The sequence below is a fragment of the Bradyrhizobium sp. Pa8 genome (genome assembly GCF_052588265.1).
Genome location: NZ_CP176767.1, coordinates 3,904,679 through 3,919,072 on the forward strand (window position 1 = coordinate 3,904,679; position 14,394 = coordinate 3,919,072).

The 14,394-nt window shown below is 64.9% G+C and carries 10 protein-coding genes; 2 read left to right on the forward strand and 8 right to left on the reverse strand.

Features of this window, described 5'->3' with window-relative positions; all coding sequences use genetic code 11:
- Positions 1–2: 2 nt before the first annotated feature.
- Positions 3–6,248 carry an autotransporter-associated beta strand repeat-containing protein gene (locus ACKWRH_RS17410; protein ID WP_445221575.1) on the reverse strand — a complete coding sequence of 2,082 codons (6,246 nt, stop codon included), beginning with the start codon at positions 6,246–6,248 and terminating at the stop codon, positions 3–5.
- 180 nt (positions 6,249–6,428) lie between these two features.
- Between ACKWRH_RS17410 and ACKWRH_RS17415 the strand changes: the two genes are divergently transcribed.
- The gene (locus ACKWRH_RS17415) at positions 6,429–8,183 is read left to right on the forward strand and encodes a winged helix-turn-helix domain-containing protein (RefSeq protein WP_445221576.1); all 1,755 of its coding nucleotides are present in this window, start codon (positions 6,429–6,431) and stop codon (positions 8,181–8,183) included.
- Positions 8,184–8,189: 6 nt separating this feature from the next.
- Here ACKWRH_RS17415 and ACKWRH_RS17420 read toward each other — a convergent pair whose 3' ends face one another.
- The 6 genes from ACKWRH_RS17420 to ACKWRH_RS17445 all read right to left on the reverse strand — a co-directional run bounded on the left by ACKWRH_RS17420 (position 8,190) and on the right by ACKWRH_RS17445 (position 12,983).
- The gene (locus ACKWRH_RS17420; protein ID WP_445221577.1) at positions 8,190–9,122 is read right to left on the reverse strand and encodes a lipid A biosynthesis lauroyl acyltransferase; all 933 of its coding nucleotides are present in this window, start codon (positions 9,120–9,122) and stop codon (positions 8,190–8,192) included.
- 8 nt (positions 9,123–9,130) lie between these two features.
- Positions 9,131–10,408 (reverse strand): beta-ketoacyl-ACP synthase, encoded by a 1,278-nt coding sequence (locus tag ACKWRH_RS17425; protein WP_166352318.1) that lies wholly within the window; start codon positions 10,406–10,408, stop codon positions 9,131–9,133.
- 47 nt (positions 10,409–10,455) lie between these two features.
- The gene (locus tag ACKWRH_RS17430) at positions 10,456–11,661 is read right to left on the reverse strand and encodes a beta-ketoacyl-ACP synthase (protein ID WP_445221578.1); all 1,206 of its coding nucleotides are present in this window, start codon (positions 11,659–11,661) and stop codon (positions 10,456–10,458) included.
- On the reverse strand, positions 11,654–12,127 hold the full coding sequence (locus tag ACKWRH_RS17435; protein ID WP_445221579.1) for a 3-hydroxyacyl-ACP dehydratase FabZ family protein: 474 nt from the start codon (positions 12,125–12,127) through the stop codon (positions 11,654–11,656). The genes ACKWRH_RS17430 and ACKWRH_RS17435 overlap by 8 nt, the downstream gene beginning before the upstream one ends.
- Before the next feature lie 10 nt (positions 12,128–12,137).
- On the reverse strand, positions 12,138–12,425 hold the full coding sequence (locus tag ACKWRH_RS17440) for an acyl carrier protein (protein WP_007592476.1): 288 nt from the start codon (positions 12,423–12,425) through the stop codon (positions 12,138–12,140).
- A gap of 216 nt (positions 12,426–12,641) precedes the next feature.
- On the reverse strand, positions 12,642–12,983 hold the full coding sequence (locus ACKWRH_RS17445; protein ID WP_445221580.1) for a hypothetical protein: 342 nt from the start codon (positions 12,981–12,983) through the stop codon (positions 12,642–12,644).
- Positions 12,984–13,322: 339 nt separating this feature from the next.
- Here ACKWRH_RS17445 and ACKWRH_RS17450 point away from each other — a divergent pair, with 339 nt between their 5' ends.
- Entirely contained in the window at positions 13,323–13,952 is a 630-nt protein-coding gene (locus tag ACKWRH_RS17450) for a ParB-like protein (protein WP_445221581.1), read from the forward strand.
- Positions 13,953–13,967: 15 nt separating this feature from the next.
- On the opposite strand, the gene ACKWRH_RS17455 is transcribed toward ACKWRH_RS17450, so the two are convergent.
- Positions 13,968–14,123: a hypothetical protein gene (locus tag ACKWRH_RS17455; protein WP_445221582.1), complete on the reverse strand. Its 156-nt coding sequence runs from the start codon at positions 14,121–14,123 to the stop codon at positions 13,968–13,970.
- Between the last annotated feature and the right edge of the window lie 271 nt (positions 14,124–14,394).

The window sequence follows — 14,394 nt, forward strand, 5'->3', positions numbered from 1 at the left end:
CCTCACCACTCATACCGCACCGTGCCCTTGCCCGTGTACGTCTGCGTGCTGCGCGAGAACTCGCCCTCGACGGTACCCGCAAGCGAGAGACCGTTTTTCCATTTCATCTCGGCACGGCCGCCGACCAGCGCGGAATCCGCAGCAGGGCGCGCGCCGCCAACGGTGAAGGCGGCGCCGGGGAGCGTCTGGAAGGCTGCGTTCACAAAGCGGTTGGTGTTGGTGTCATGTGCCCAGGCGAGCCGGCCGCGCAAGGTGAGCACGCCGTCGCTGACCAGGAAGCGCTGGTCGGTGCGGGCGCCGAGCTCGGTGCGGACGTTGGTGGTGTCCTGCGAGGTATAGGACAGCGCGAACTGGTTGCTGCCGACGAGCGCGGTCTCGCCGTAGCCGGGAAGGTGGAAGGCGGTGGCCTGTACCGCCGCGTAAGGCGTGACGCCGAAGGTGGAGGCGGGGATGGGCACGAAGCGCCAGCCGGTTTCCAGGCGGCCGGCAAAGGTGCTCGCCCTAAAGTTCGCGGTGAGCTTGTCGGTGCCTGACACCGTCACCGTGCGGTCGGTGGTGACGTCCTGCCATCCATAGGCGAGGGCGGCGGAGATGTAGGCCGGCCCGAAATTGTGGCGGGCATAGAGGCCGGCCTGGAACAGATCGGCGCGGCCGCTGCCGAGCGCATCCGCAACGGAGAAATTGAATCCGGCGCCGCCCAGCGCAAAGCCGACCAGTGTATCCGGCGAGAGACGATAATCGGCGCCGACAGCCGTGCCGTAGATGCGGCTGGTGGTCGAGCTCGAACCGGCCGCAGCATTGCCGTTCAAATTGCTGGCGCCGCCATAGCCGGAGGCCCACACGCCCCAGCGGTTGTCGATGACATCGCCGCTCGCCTCGCGCGGTGTCACCGCAGCGTAGGCCTCGCGGACTGCGGCGTCGTGGCTCCGGGCGTCGTCCGGGGCATAGCCCAGGGCTCCGCCGTCGGCATTGCCCGTGCTGCGGCCGCCGTCCATGCCGCCATTGAGCGGATCGAGCATGCCCAGAAACTGCTGCATGGCGTTGAACGCGACCTGCGTGCTGGCGGCGCCGGGCTGGCCCGAGACCTGGCTGAGCGCGCGGTTCAATTGCGCGCCGCTCATGTTGAGCAGTGCGTCGAAGCCGGCCGGCGGTGTCGCACCGCTGTTGACCGCATTGTTGATGCCGCCGGCAACGCTGGTCTGGTTGCCGCTCGTGCCTGCCGGCAGCTCGATCTCGCCGGGATCGAGCACGAGATAGACGTTGTCGAGGTCGTAGGTCAGGCGCGGATTGCGGGCAGGGCTGAACGTGCCGCTGACGCTTAGCCCGGCGAACTGCGTTCCGCCGAGTCCACCGCTCGCATTCAGGAGCGTGAAGGTCTGGCCGCGGAAGCTGCCGGGCAGCGTCACCGCTTGAACGGTGGCGCCGGTGAGCGTCGCGGTGCCCGTGACATTGGTGCGGTCCGCCGCGCTGGGCGAGACTTCGACCGTGTAGATGCCGCCGGCATTGAAGGTCAGATTGCCGTTAATCGAGAGCGTGCCGATCGAATTGCCGGCCGCGAGGTTGCCGCCACTCATGATGGTGGTGTTGCCGACGATGCCGGTCCCGCCGAGCGTACCGCCGGCGTTCACGGTCACCGCCGACAGGATCGAGCCGTTCACCGCCAGCGTGCCGCCGTCAACAGTGGTGGCGCCGGTATAGGTGTTGACGCCCGACAGGGTCAGCATGCCGGTGCCGACCTTGATCAGGGATGTTCCGGTGACGATCCCGTCGCCGGCGAGCACGCCGGTGACGATGGTCGACAGATTGTTGCCGCCAACTGTCAGTTCTATGCTGTTGAGGTCGAAGCGGCCGCTGCCGGCGAGTGAGCCGGCGCTGATTTTGCCGTCGCTGTTCGGGCCGGGGGTGAAAAAGTTGACAACGGCGCCGGGCGCGTTGTTGATCAACTGCGCGCTGTCGGGCGTGGAGTTGCCGTCGAACAGCACGGTGCCCTTGTTGGTGATGACAGCGCTGCCGGCCGTGGTGTTGCCATAGAACGTCAACTGGTTGTCGTTTGTGATCGATGCGGTGCCGGCGGTGGAGCTGTTACTGAAAATAATAGTGCCGGCATTGGCGATGCGCGCACTGCCTGCGGTGCCGCTGTTGCGGAATTCGATCGTGCCGCTGGCATTGTTGGTGATGGTCGCGTTGCCAGCCGTGGGGACGTCGCCGAGATTGGGGCCCCAGAAACTCATCTGACCGCTGTTGATGACCGTAGCGTTGGCCAGTGTGGAGCTGTTGACGATTTCGAGCGTGCCCGCGGCGGCGTTGGTGATGCGCGCGCTGCCGGCGCTGGAGTCACTCCAGAAATTCAGGCTGTGATTGTTGGCGATCGTGGCGGTTCCAGCCGTCGAACTGGAATAGAAGTAGATCCAGCGGTTATTGGTGATCGTCGCGCTGCCGGCCGAGCTGCTGTCTTCCAGATAGAAGCCCCAGTTATTGGTGATGGTGGCGTTGCCCAGCGTGGCACTGTTCCAGGTGTCGAGGCCGCCGTTATTGACAATGGTGGCGTTGCCGGCCGTGCTGAAGTCGTTGAAACTCAGCAAGCCGCCGCTGTTGTTGGTGATATTTGCGCTGCCAGCGGCGCTGGTGTTGTAGAAATACAGGTTGCCGGCGTTGGTGATGCTGGCGCTGCCGGCCGTGCTGGTGTTGTTGAAATTCAGCGTGCCGCCGCCGTTGTTGGTGACATTGGCGTTGCCCGCGGTACTATGGTCGCGAAATGCGGTCGTGCCACCGTTGTTGTTTGTAATGGTGGCGCTGCCGGCCGTGCTCGTGCTGTAGAAATTCACGATGCCGACGTTGGTCATGGCGTTGGTAATGGTGGAGTTTCCGGCCGTGCTGGTGCCGTAGAAGCCAAGGAAGTTGCTGTTGGTAATGGCAGCGCTGCCCGCCGTGCTGGTGCCGTTGAAGTTGAGGTCGCTGTCGTTGGTAATGGTCGAGCTGCCGGCCGACGCGGCGTGCCAGAAATAGAGATTGGAGTTGTTGGTGATCGCGGCGCTGCCTGCGCTGCTCGAATTATTGAACGTCAGGTTGCCGTCGTTGGTGATGGTGGCGGTGCCGCCGGTGCTCGTGTCATGGAAATTCAACTGGCCGGTATTGGCGATGCTGGCGTTGCCGGCGCTGGAGCTGTTGCGAAAGTTTGCGAGCCCGCCATTCGCAAGGTTGGTAATGCCGCTCGTGTCGGCGTTGACGACCTCGAATGTGGCCCCACTGTTGACGGTGACTGTACCCAGAATGGAGCCGGTCACACCGCTGTTGCCGATCTGGAGCGTGCCGCCCGACACCGTCGTGCCGCCGCTATAGGTGTTCTGTCCGGTCAGGATGAGCGTGCCGGCACCAGCCTTGGTGAGCGATTTGCCGTCCCAGCCTGTCGCGGGGTTCGCCGCCTGATCCGTCAGTGCTGTCCCCACCGTGAAACTGTCGCTGACGTTGGTCAGCGTGAAGGTACCATGGGCAAGGGAGTTGCCTGCCGTCCAGCTCAGACCGTAGCTGGCGAGGTATTGCAGGCCGTCGACCGATTTGCGGACGAACATCGTGAGATAATCCACCGTGCCGCTGAAACCGCCGATGGTGATGTTGGCGAAGTCGCCGCTGATGCCCGATCGTGTGTCGATCAGCACCTTGTCGAGCTGGCTCGCATCGTTGATGCCGCTGACGTTGAAGGCAACGCCGTTGCCGATCGCGACGCCGTCAGCGGACAGCGCCGGGCTGTTCGTGCCCGCGACGATGGAGAGTGCGGTGTTGTTGCCGAAGGTCACCGTCTGCGCGACGTTCAGGGTCGCCGGCGCCTGGATCGCCAGCGTGCCGCCTGTTACGTTGATGTTGCCGGCCAGATTGGTGCTGCCTCTTGCGCTGCCGTCGCCGAACTGCAACCGGCCGCCGGAGACGATCGTGTCGCCGCTATAGGTGTTCGTGCCGGTCAGGATCGTGGTACCCGAACCGACCTGCTGCACGGAACCGCTGCCGGAAATATTGACGGCCAGGGTGAGCGTGTTGCTGCGGTTGAAGGCGAGCACGCCGTCGTTGGCGACATCGCCGACGATCGAGCCGGTCGTCCCGCCATTGCCGATCTGCAAGGTGCCGGCCGCGATCGTGGTGCCGCCCGTGTAGCTGTTGCTGCCGGTCAGGATCGTGGTGCCCGAACCGACCTGCCGCAGGGAACCGCTGCCGGAAATATCGCCGGGCAGGGTGACCGCGTCACTGCGGTCGATGGTGAGAACGCCGTCGTTGACGACATTGCCGGCGATCGAGCCGGTCGTCCCGCCATTGCCGATCTGCAAGGTGCCGGCCGCGACCGTGGTGGTGCCCGTGTAGCTGTTGTTTCCTGTCAGGATCGCGGTGTTCGAGCCGAGTTTCTGCACGGCGCCGCTGCCGGAAATCTCGCCGGCGAAGGTGATCGTGTCGCTGCGGTTGAAGGCGAGCACGCTGTCGTTGACGACATTGCCGACGATCCAGCCGGTCGTCCCGCCATTGCCGATCTGCAAAGTGCCGGCCGCGATCGTGGTGCCGCCGCCATAGGTGTTGGTGCCTGACAGCACCAGCGTTCCAGCGCCCAGCTTGGTGAGGCCGCCGGCGCCGCCGAGCGACTGGCTCACCGTGAACGTGTTGGCGGAATCGGCGATGTCGAAGCCGCCGCCCCCCGCGCCCCAATTGATGGCGCGCGCGGTCGAATGGAAAGACGTTCCAGTGATCTGCAACGTGCCGCCGTTGAAGGTCAGCGCGCCGGCTGCATCGCCGAGATTGGCGTCGCCGCTGACGCTCAGTGTGCCGCCGTTGATCGTCGTGCCGCCGGTATAGGTGTTGGTGCCTGACAGCACCAGCGTTCCAGCGCCCAGCTTGGTGAGGCCGCCGGCGCCGCCGAGCGACTGGCTCACCGTGAACGTGTTGGCGGAATCGGCGATGTCGAAGCCGTCGCCCCCCGCGCCCCAATTGATGGTGCGCGCGGTCGAATGGAAAGACGTTCCAGTGATCTGCAACGTGCCGCCGTTGAAGGTCAGCGCGCCGGCTGCATCGCCGAGATTGGCGTCGCCGCTGACGCTCAGTGTGCCGCCGTTGATCGTCGTGCCGCCGGCATAGGTGTTGGTTCCTGCCAGTGCCAGCACGCCGGTCCCGACCTTGACCAGCGAGCCGCCGGTGCCGCCGGCAGAACCGCCATCTGCGATCACGCCGGTGACCGTGGTCGACAGGTTGTTGGAGCCGACGGTCAACTCGTTGGAGCCGAGGAAATACTGGCCAGCACCGGCAATCGAGCCGGCGCTGAGCTTGTGGTCGTTGTTCACGCCAGCGCTTGGCGAGAAATCGACGATGCCGTCGTTGGTGATAGCGGCGTTATCGGCCGTACTGGTGTTGCTGAAATTCACGACAGCGCCGGCGCTGTTGGTGATGGTGGCGCTTCCGGCCTTGCTGGCGTCGCTGAAGTACAGCTGGCTGTTATTGGTTATGGATGCATTGCCGGCAGTGCTGCCCTCGGAGAAGTACAGGTTGCCGGAGTTGGCGATGGTGGAACCTCCGTCGGCCCGACTGCTGGCTTTGAAGTACAGGTCGGCGCCCACGCTGTTGGTGATGGAGGATCCGTTGCCGGCGCGGGCCGTGTTGCGGAATTCCAGATAGGAATTGTTGGTGAGGGAGGTGCCGAAGCCGGCAAAGCTGTTCTCCTGGTACGCCATGACGTGGTTGTTGATGATGGTCGTGCCGCCGCTGAAAGTGTTGCCGTTGAACGACAGGATGTGGTTGTTGGTGATAGTGCCCTGGCCCGCCGCGCTCATGCCCCAGAAGGTCAGGAAGTCATTATTGATGATGGTGCCCCGGCTGACGCTGGAGTTGTAGAAATTCAAGCCGCCGCTGTTATTGATGGTGGAGCTGCCTCCCCAGAGGACCATGCCGCCGTCGGTGAAGCTTAGCCCACTCCCGTTGGGGATGTTGAAGGTATAGGACGAAGCACCTACGTTGAAATACCACTTGCCGACGGAGACGGGGGTCGCCAACGTCAGGTTCGTCTGGCTCGATGTACCGAAATACGCAGTGCCTGTCGGCACCGAGCCGGTGCTCCAGTTGCTGCCGGTGTTGTAGGTATTCGACCCCGGCGAGGCGAGCCATGTCGCATCCTGCGCGCGGGCCGGCGTCGCCGGTAGCGTCCAGGCCAAGGCCAGCGCCGTCGAGGCCAACAACGCGGCGCGCAGGCTGCGCCGCCGCCCGAAATAATCTTTCCCCATCCTCACCATTTCCCCACCGCGCGGGTGCGAGTCCGTGTTCCGATTCATCGCATTGGGTTCGGGCTGGTGTCCTGATAAGGGGGGCGGGAGCTTTCTGAAGATTTCTGATATTTCCGTTTCAGACCCGCTTTTCGGTCAATCTCGACAAACTTCATCTATATGAGCGGCCGGGAGAGACGTTTGAGGGACAAGTTGCTTCGTTTCGCCGGTTTCGAGCTGGACCAGCAGCGCGGAGAGCTGCGTGGAGCCGATGGCGTTGCGATCAAGCTCCGGCCCAAGACCTTCGAGATGCTGCGGTTGTTCGCGACCAGCGGCGGCCGGGTCCTGACCAAGCAGGCGCTGATGGAGGCGGTCTGGCCGAACGTCCATGTCGGCGAGGACAGCCTGTTTCAATGCATCCGCGAACTCCGCGCCGCGCTCGGCGACGAACGGCGGCAGCTGATCAAGCTCGCCTCGGGCGGCGGCTATTCGCTGACGGCGGAGGTTCTGACCGAGCCGGTTTCCATCCCCGCCGAGGTCGAGCAGCTTCCCTTGGCCGGGCTGGTGCAAAGCGCCCCAGTGCTGCCAGCCGAAGCTGCGGCCGCACCTGCGGCGCCGGGGCGTTTCATCCTGGGATTACCCCGGCGTGCTGCGGTCGTTGCCGCGACGGGGCTCTGCGCCATCATCCTCGCAATTGCGGCGGCCGTGCCGGTGTGGAAGCCGGAGCTGCTGTTCAGACGGCCGCCGCCGCGTCTCGCGGTGATGCCGATCGTTGATGCCAGCAACGACCCGCGCGGCGCGACGATGGCGGCGGATGTCACCAGCCGTCTCACCGATGGCTTTGCCAGGATTCAGAACATCAGCGTGGTGACGTCACGTCCGTCGTCGGCGGTGGCGGGGGTCGACAAGGCCAGCGCGCCGTCAGCGTCAGCGGACTACGAGATCCGCGGCGAGCTGCAGCACGACGACCAGTCCTGGACGCTGCGCGCGCGGATCATCAAGGCGGGCACCGGCGAGGTTCAGTCGGTCGCTGCGACCTCGGTCAACGCGGACGAAGCGGACACGCAGCTGCAACAGTCGCGTCTCGTCGCCGGCGTCGGTCATGCGCTGGCGCGGCGCCTCAACGACGTGCTGGAGTCGAACGCGCCGCCCGCACGTGCGCGCGGGGCGTCGGCCGGAGGCGACAAGGTGGCAATCGAGCAGGCCATCGCGTCGATCAACCATACCACGCGCGAGCGCTTCGGCATGGCGCAGAGCATGCTGCAAAAGGCGCTCGCCGACGAGCCCGACAATCTCGACATCGCGGTTGCGCTGTCTTCGCTGCAGCTGCGCGGCATCCAGATGGCCTGGTTCAGCCCCGACGAGGCTGTCGCGGTCGAGGCCAAGGCCAATGCGACGCTGCAGCAGGCATTGCGGTCGAAGCCGAATTCGATCCCGGTGCTCGAGGCCTATTGCCGCTTCCTCAGCGCGACCAATCATTTCGTCGAAAGTCTCGTCACCTGCGCCAAGGCGCTGAGCTTCGATCCGTGGAACGGACCTGCGCTCTATCTGATCGGCCTCGGACAGATCCATCTCGGCCGCTTCGACGATGCGCTCGCGACATTCCGTCAGGCTGATCGCTACGACACTCCGCCGTCCTCCCGCTGGACCTGGCTGCTTGGCGCGGGCTGGGCGACGCTCTTGAAGGGGCAGGGCGAGGAGGCGCTGCCCTGGTTGCAGCGTTCGATCGCGATCACATCGGCGTCCGGCCGCTCGCACATGCTGCTTGCGGCGGCCCTTTACAGGGCAGGCCGGGACGAGGAGGCCAAGGTGGCGATCGAGGAGGGCCTGAGGCTGCGGCCCGGCACGACCAGGCTCAACGTCTCGCCGCCGAAGGCGAATACGAGTCCGGTGTTTCTCGCGGCGTCTGCTAGCGTCATTCAGTCCATGGTGGACGCCGGCCTGCCGGAGCAGTAACGGCGTTTACCGCCACCGCCGGTGCAGCCACAACCACTGCTCGGGATGCTCGCGGACCCAGCCTTCCACCACGCTTGTGATCGCCTGGGTCGTGCCCTGAATGTCGATCTTGCCGTCGGCATCGCGCACCGGAGGGATCTCTTCGGTCAGCTCGCCGCGGAAGCGGTTGCCGGGCAGGCGGATGATGCGGACGCCGTGGATCGGGCATTCGACCTGGCGCAAGAGGCGCGCCAGCATCGGATTGGCGCGGGTCTTGCGGCCGAAGAAGGTGACCTCGACGCCGCCGGTCAGATACTGGTCGATCAGCATCGCGACGTGCTTGCCGTCCTTCAGCGCCTGCGCGAGCCGCAAAGGCGCGTCGCGCCCCGCTGCGATCAGCGTGCCCATGTTGACCTGGCGCATCTCCTGGACGATGCGGTCGGCAGAGGCGATGTTCGGCCGGCGATAGAGGATCGCAGTGTCCAGCCCATGCTCGACGGCGGCGAGCGCCGGCAGTTCCCAGTTGGCAAGATGGGCTGCAAAGATCAGCGCCGGCTTGCCGTCGTCGCGGATCTGGTCGAACAGCTCGATGCTGCGCTCGGGCAGTTCGATCCGGCTCTTTTCCGGATGATCGCGGTCGTAATCCCAGACCTGGTCCATATGGGCGAATTCGGCGCCGACGCGGCCGAGATTGTCCCACACGCCCATCAGGATCTGTTCGAGTTCTTCCGGCGACTTCTCGGGAAACGCCGCGGTGAGGTTGGCGCGGCCGATGCGGTGCTCGCGCAGGCGCGGGCCGATCGTTTTCACCACGCGGGAGAAGAAGTCCGAGGTCTTGGCCGGATCGAAATAGCGCGTGGTGCGCAGCATGCCCACGGTGGCGGCCCCGATCAGGCTTCCGCCGAGGGATTTGGCAGCCTTCCGCGCGCGGGCCTTGATGCTCGCAGGTAACAGCGCCATGCGTCCGGTCAGGCCGGTTCGCGGGTCAGGATCAGCGAGGCGTTCTGGCCGCCGAAGCCGAACGAGTTCGACATGACAGCCGTGACGCGGGCATCGCGGGCCTTGTTGCCGACGACGTCGAACAGGATCGTGGGATCCGGATTGTCGTAGTTGATCGTCGGCGGAATGCGCTGATGCTCGAGGGTGAGCAGCGAGAAGATCGCTTCGACCGCGCCTGCGGCCGAGATGGTGTGGCCGACCATCGACTTGTTGGAGGTGACCGGGATCTTCTGCGCGAGCTCGCCGAACACGGCCGACGTCGTGTTGAATTCCATCTTGTCGTTTTCGGGCGTCGCGGTGCCGTGCGCGTTGATGTGGTCGATCTGGTCCGGCGTCATACCGGCATCGGCCAGCGTCTTGTTCATGCAGCCGATGATCGGCTTGCCATCGGGCGAAGAGCGGGTGCGGTGGAAGGAATCGGTGAGCTCGCCGCAGCCGGCGATCACGCCGAGGATCTTTGCGCCGCGCGCGGTGGCGGCCTCGTAGCTCTCCAGGACAAGCGCGCCGGCGCCCTCGGCCATGACGAAACCGTCGCGGTTCTTGGAGAAGGGGCGGGAGGCCGCCTGCGGCGGATCGTTCTGGGTCGACAGCGCCGAGAGCAGCGAGAAACGCACGAGAGCTTCGGGGTTTACGGTGCCGTCGGTCGCCACGCACAGCGCGGCGTCGGTCTCGCCACGGCGGATCGCCTCGACGCCGAGCTGGATCGAGGTCGCGCCCGAGGCACAGGCCGTCGACAGCGAGATCGGGGATCCCTTGGTACCAAACGTCTCGGCAAGGTATGCGGCCACCGAGCCGAACATGAAGCGGTGGTGATAGGCGCTGTACTTGCCGCCGCCGGAGATGCGCAGCAGATCGTCATAGGTGATATCCTGCGCGCCGACGGCGCGGCCGAGCTCACGGCGCTGCGGCCATTCGACCTCGACCGGCGCAACCGCAAGGAAGAGCGGACCGGGGAAATCGGCCTTGGCGCCGATGCCGGCCTGCGCGAGCGCTTCCTGCGTGACGAGCTCAGCCATCCGCTCGGACAGGCCGGTGGAGGAGAACGGATCGACGCTGACGAAATCGACCGTGCCGGCCATCGTCGTCCTCAGGCCGTCGACCGGAAAGCGCGTGATGGTGCGGATGCCGGATTCGCCGGCCACGAGCTTCGCCCAGTTGTCGGCCTTGCCGTTGCCGAGCGAGGTCATGATGCCCATGCCGGTGACGACGACGACGGGACGCCCGAGTTTGTCGCGTGGTGCAGTCATGTCGATCCCCCGATTGAGCTAGAGCATCCGCCAAAGCGCGACGCGCTTCAGCTTACGGCCTCGACCAGAGCCATGCCCTCGCCGCGCCAGTGTCCGGCCCCCACCACCACAATCTGGGTGGGCGCGCCCTGCATTTCAATCTCGGTCCCGGTGGAATCATTCGGCGGGAACAGCGCACCGCGCGAGATCGACAGCGCCGCGAGCGCGATGCCGAGCGGGAATTGCGTTTCCATGGTGTGGCCGAACATCGTGCCGGTCGAACGCACCGGGAAGTCAGGATGGGTCTTCAGGAAGCCGCGCTCCTCTGACGTCGCGGGCTCCGCGCCGGTCGCGCCTGATATGATCGCGCCCTTGCCCTCGCGCCTGGGCAGCTTTTCCCAAAGCTTCTCCAGCGTCGCGGCCATGTCGCCGGGCTGCTTGCGCCGGGCGAGGTCGGCAACGACGCTCGACAGCTTTGCGAACGGCTTTGCGCCGCGCGCTTCCGCGTGCGCCTTCGATTCCAGCACCAGGAACGCGCCGGCAGATCCCAGCGCGAAGCCGGCGTGATCCTCGCGCGCCCAGACGGGAGCAAACTTGTCCTTCAGATTGAAGTCGCCGAATTCGTAGAGGACCATCAGGTCCTTGCGCTCGCCATTGTGGGAGCCGCCGATCAGCGCGATGTCGCTCTCGCCCGAGGCGATGCGCGCGAGCGCAATGCGCGCCGCATCGGCACCCGCGACCTCTTCGCCCATGAAAGTGCGCGAGGTGCCGCCGAGACCGTGCACGATGGCGATGTTGCCGGCGAGCAGGTTCGAGAGCTGCGCCAGGAACAGCGTCGGCCTGAGATCGCTCATCAGCCGCTCGTTGAGGAAGCCGGGCGCATTGGCGCCCTTGACCTCGGCCGTGAGCACGCCGGAGTCGACATTGATGTCGCGCTCGCCGCCGCCGGCGGCCACCACCATGTCGATCTTCGACAGGATGTCCTTGTTGCCCTTGATCCCGGCGGAATCGAGCGCAAGGCCCGCGGCATAGGTGCCGATGCGCTGCCAGGCTTCCATCTGGCGCTGGTCGCCCTTCTTCGGGATCTGGCTGTCGAAGGTCACAGGCATCAGGGGATGCACGATGCAGGGGGCAAAGCCCTTCTCGTCGACATTGATGCGCTTGTCCTGAAGCGCGGCCCAGTTGGCGTCCAGGCCTTCGCCGAGCGAGGTGGCAAGGCCAATGCCGGTGATCCAGACTTCCGTCTGGCCGGGCTTCGAAGCAGTGTCAGTCATGGGATACGGCCTGTTGCGGGAAGCCGACGCGTTTGGCGACCGCGTCCATGAAGCCGCGCATATCCGCATTGGGGAAGGGGATCTGCGTGAAGGTGAGCGTCGAATTCGCGCGCAGCTTGCCGCCGACCCTGATCTTGGCCTCGGTCACCGCGTAGCCTGAGCCCTGATGCGACAGGGTCGCCTCGATGCTCATGAGATCGCCGGGGAAGACCGAGCCGCGGACCTTGGCCTCCTTGACGGCGGCCAGGATCGGCATGCGCTCGAACTTGAGCACGCCGAGCTGAAGCCAGCCCGAGGCCTGGGCCATCGATTCGATCAGGAGTACACCGGGCATCAGGGGATAGCCCGGGAAGTGCCCCTCGAAGATCGTGCTCTCCTTAGGGACCAGGGCTTCGACGACAATCGTCTTCGCGTCGACGTTGAGGTCGACGACGCGATCGATCATGTGGAAGTATTCGAGTTGCATGACCGCGCGCTTAGGCGCTCGCGCCCTTGGCCGCAACCAGTTCGTCGATGCGGGCGCACAGATTTTTCAGCACGAAATACTGCTCGGTGGTCGCCTTGCCGTCGTTGACCTCCTGGGTCCACTTTTCCAGCGGCAGCTTGATGCCGAACTGCTTGTCGATCGCGAACGCGATGTCCAGGAAATCGAGGCTGTCGATGCCGAGGTCATCGATGGCGTGGCTATCCGGCGTGATCGTGTCGCGCGGGATGTCGCAGGTTTCAGCGATGATCGTAGCGACCTGATCGAATGTGGAGGACATCACTAAGCCTTTGATATATTGCTGATATTTGTCTGAAGTTCCAGAGTGGAACGGTGGGTGGGCATCGCGCCCCGATGACGCCCTCAAACCCCCCTCTGGCCGGGTCGAAAGCCCGTATATCGGAGCGCCGCCCTGAGTTCAATGGAGCCGGGCGGCCCCGACGACAGGGCTGGGGATGCCGTCGGCGGGCCTTTCAGCCCGGGGGGGGGGGCGTGCCTAGATATGGGGCGTCGTGATCTTGGCGCAGTCGCGACGGCCCATCAGCACGCAGTCCTGGGTGCGGCGCAGGTCGGCAATGCTCACCGCGAGCCAGATCCCGATTGCGGTCAGCGCAATGGTGAAGGCGAGCGCCGCGATATTGGCGAGCATGCGGTGGCGGAAATTGTCCGGTTCCGGGCGGGGCTTCTCGTAGCGTGACAGGTCGAGCGGCTCGGGCGCGACGCGCAGCGGCTGCACGGTGCCGCTGCCCCGTTGGACCGGCGGGGGAGACGCGTTGCGCGGCCTGAACTGGAGCACCCGGTGCTCGTCATCCGAGCCGATGGGCCGCTGTGTTTTCATGGTGCGGGGATCACTCCGAAGCAGCGGTTTTTAGATAGCATACGTCGTGAACGCCTTGCAGAAAATCTTCTCAACGCACACGTGCATTGCGCTTTCGCACTATCTTGCATGGCATATTTCCGGAACGGCTTGCGAGCGAACGCGGCGCCGGCTGTCAGGTCGGTGACAGGAAGCGGGGGTTGCGTTGCAACAACAACCCCGAAGCACGCATCGCCGGCTCTCGTGAACATCTGCTTGTGATCTCCGCGGCCGGATCGAACGCATTTTGCCACCGCGGGGCCCATGGCATAATCAAGGGAACTGGACCACCGGTTGCAACCATGTGAGGGCCCGTCGACCATGACCACCACCAACGCGCGCGAACCGAGAGTGCATCCGGTGTCGATCCTGTCGCTCCGGCCGACGCAGATGACGGTCGGCATGCGCGAGGTCAAGGAGAAGCGCCAGCGCTGGCGCGAGCACGGCAAGAAGAAGCAGGCCGACCTGCTCGGCAATCACATGATCCCCGTCGTCTACGGACCGGACCAGCGCTACTACGTGATCGACCATCATCATCTCGGCCGCGCATTGCACGACGAGGGCGTCAAGGAAGTGCTGGTGACCGTGGTCGGCGACCTCAGAATGGTCGAGCGCGAGGCTTTCTGGGGCGTGATGGACAACAAGCGCTGGGTCTACCCTTACGATTCCAAGGGTGAGCGGCGGCCGTTCCGCGATCTGCCGAAATCGGTTGCCGATCTCAAGGACGATCCGTTCCGAAGCCTTGCCGGCGAGCTCCGTCGCATGGGTGGCTTCGCCAAGGACACCACGCCGTTCTCGGAATTCCTGTGGGCCGACTTTCTGCGCCGAAAGCTGTCGCGCAAGGCGGTCGATGCCAATTTCGACAAGGCGCTCGAGAAGGCGCTGTCCTCGGCCAAGAGCAAGGATGCGATCTATCTGCCCGGCTGGTGCGGACCGGCAGAGGACGACTAGGCGTAATCGCTCGCATCAGTCGCGCTGGAAGATCTTGGCGCCGGGGTAGACGCGCCGGGCGTAAGTGACGACCAGCGCGCGGTCCTGGGTTGCCAGGAAGGGCGTTCGGATCTGGCACGAGCCGACGACGAGGTGCCATAGACCATTGAGCTTCCGGATGACGACGTTCATTTGAATAATCCTCGATGACTCCGCATTCTCGCGAACTCGACATATCGCGGCAGTCTTGCGATTCATGATCGTGGTCGCTGGCGTGAAATTCCCGGTACCGCTCGCGACCGTCGCAAGACAACGACGATTATTGTTAGTTGGTTACGGCGCGCGGCCCGAGAAGCCGGATCTCATCACAGCCGCTTGAGCGAAGTCATTTTCCGGAGGGATGAAACCGTCCTGAAACAGAGCCGCCCCATCTCTGTGGGGTAGTCGAGCTCACACAGGAGGC

What these genes read in the sequence shown, in the direction of transcription:
- ACKWRH_RS17410 (WP_445221575.1), bottom strand. Translation starts at nt 6,248, where the DNA reads ATGGGGAAAGATTATTTCGGGCGGCGGCGCAGCCTGCGCGCCGCGTTG.
- ACKWRH_RS17420 (WP_445221577.1), bottom strand. Translation starts at nt 9,122, where the DNA reads ATGGCGCTGTTACCTGCGAGCATCAAGGCCCGCGCGCGGAAGGCTGCC.
- ACKWRH_RS17425 (WP_166352318.1), bottom strand. Translation starts at nt 10,408, where the DNA reads ATGACTGCACCACGCGACAAACTCGGGCGTCCCGTCGTCGTCGTCACC.
- ACKWRH_RS17430 (WP_445221578.1), bottom strand. Translation starts at nt 11,661, where the DNA reads ATGACTGACACTGCTTCGAAGCCCGGCCAGACGGAAGTCTGGATCACC.
- ACKWRH_RS17435 (WP_445221579.1), bottom strand. Translation starts at nt 12,127, where the DNA reads ATGCAACTCGAATACTTCCACATGATCGATCGCGTCGTCGACCTCAAC.
- ACKWRH_RS17440 (WP_007592476.1), bottom strand. Translation starts at nt 12,425, where the DNA reads ATGTCCTCCACATTCGATCAGGTCGCTACGATCATCGCTGAAACCTGC.
- ACKWRH_RS17445 (WP_445221580.1), bottom strand. Translation starts at nt 12,983, where the DNA reads ATGAAAACACAGCGGCCCATCGGCTCGGATGACGAGCACCGGGTGCTC.
- ACKWRH_RS17450 (WP_445221581.1), top strand. Translation starts at nt 13,323, where the DNA reads ATGACCACCACCAACGCGCGCGAACCGAGAGTGCATCCGGTGTCGATC.
- ACKWRH_RS17455 (WP_445221582.1), bottom strand. Translation starts at nt 14,123, where the DNA reads ATGAACGTCGTCATCCGGAAGCTCAATGGTCTATGGCACCTCGTCGTC.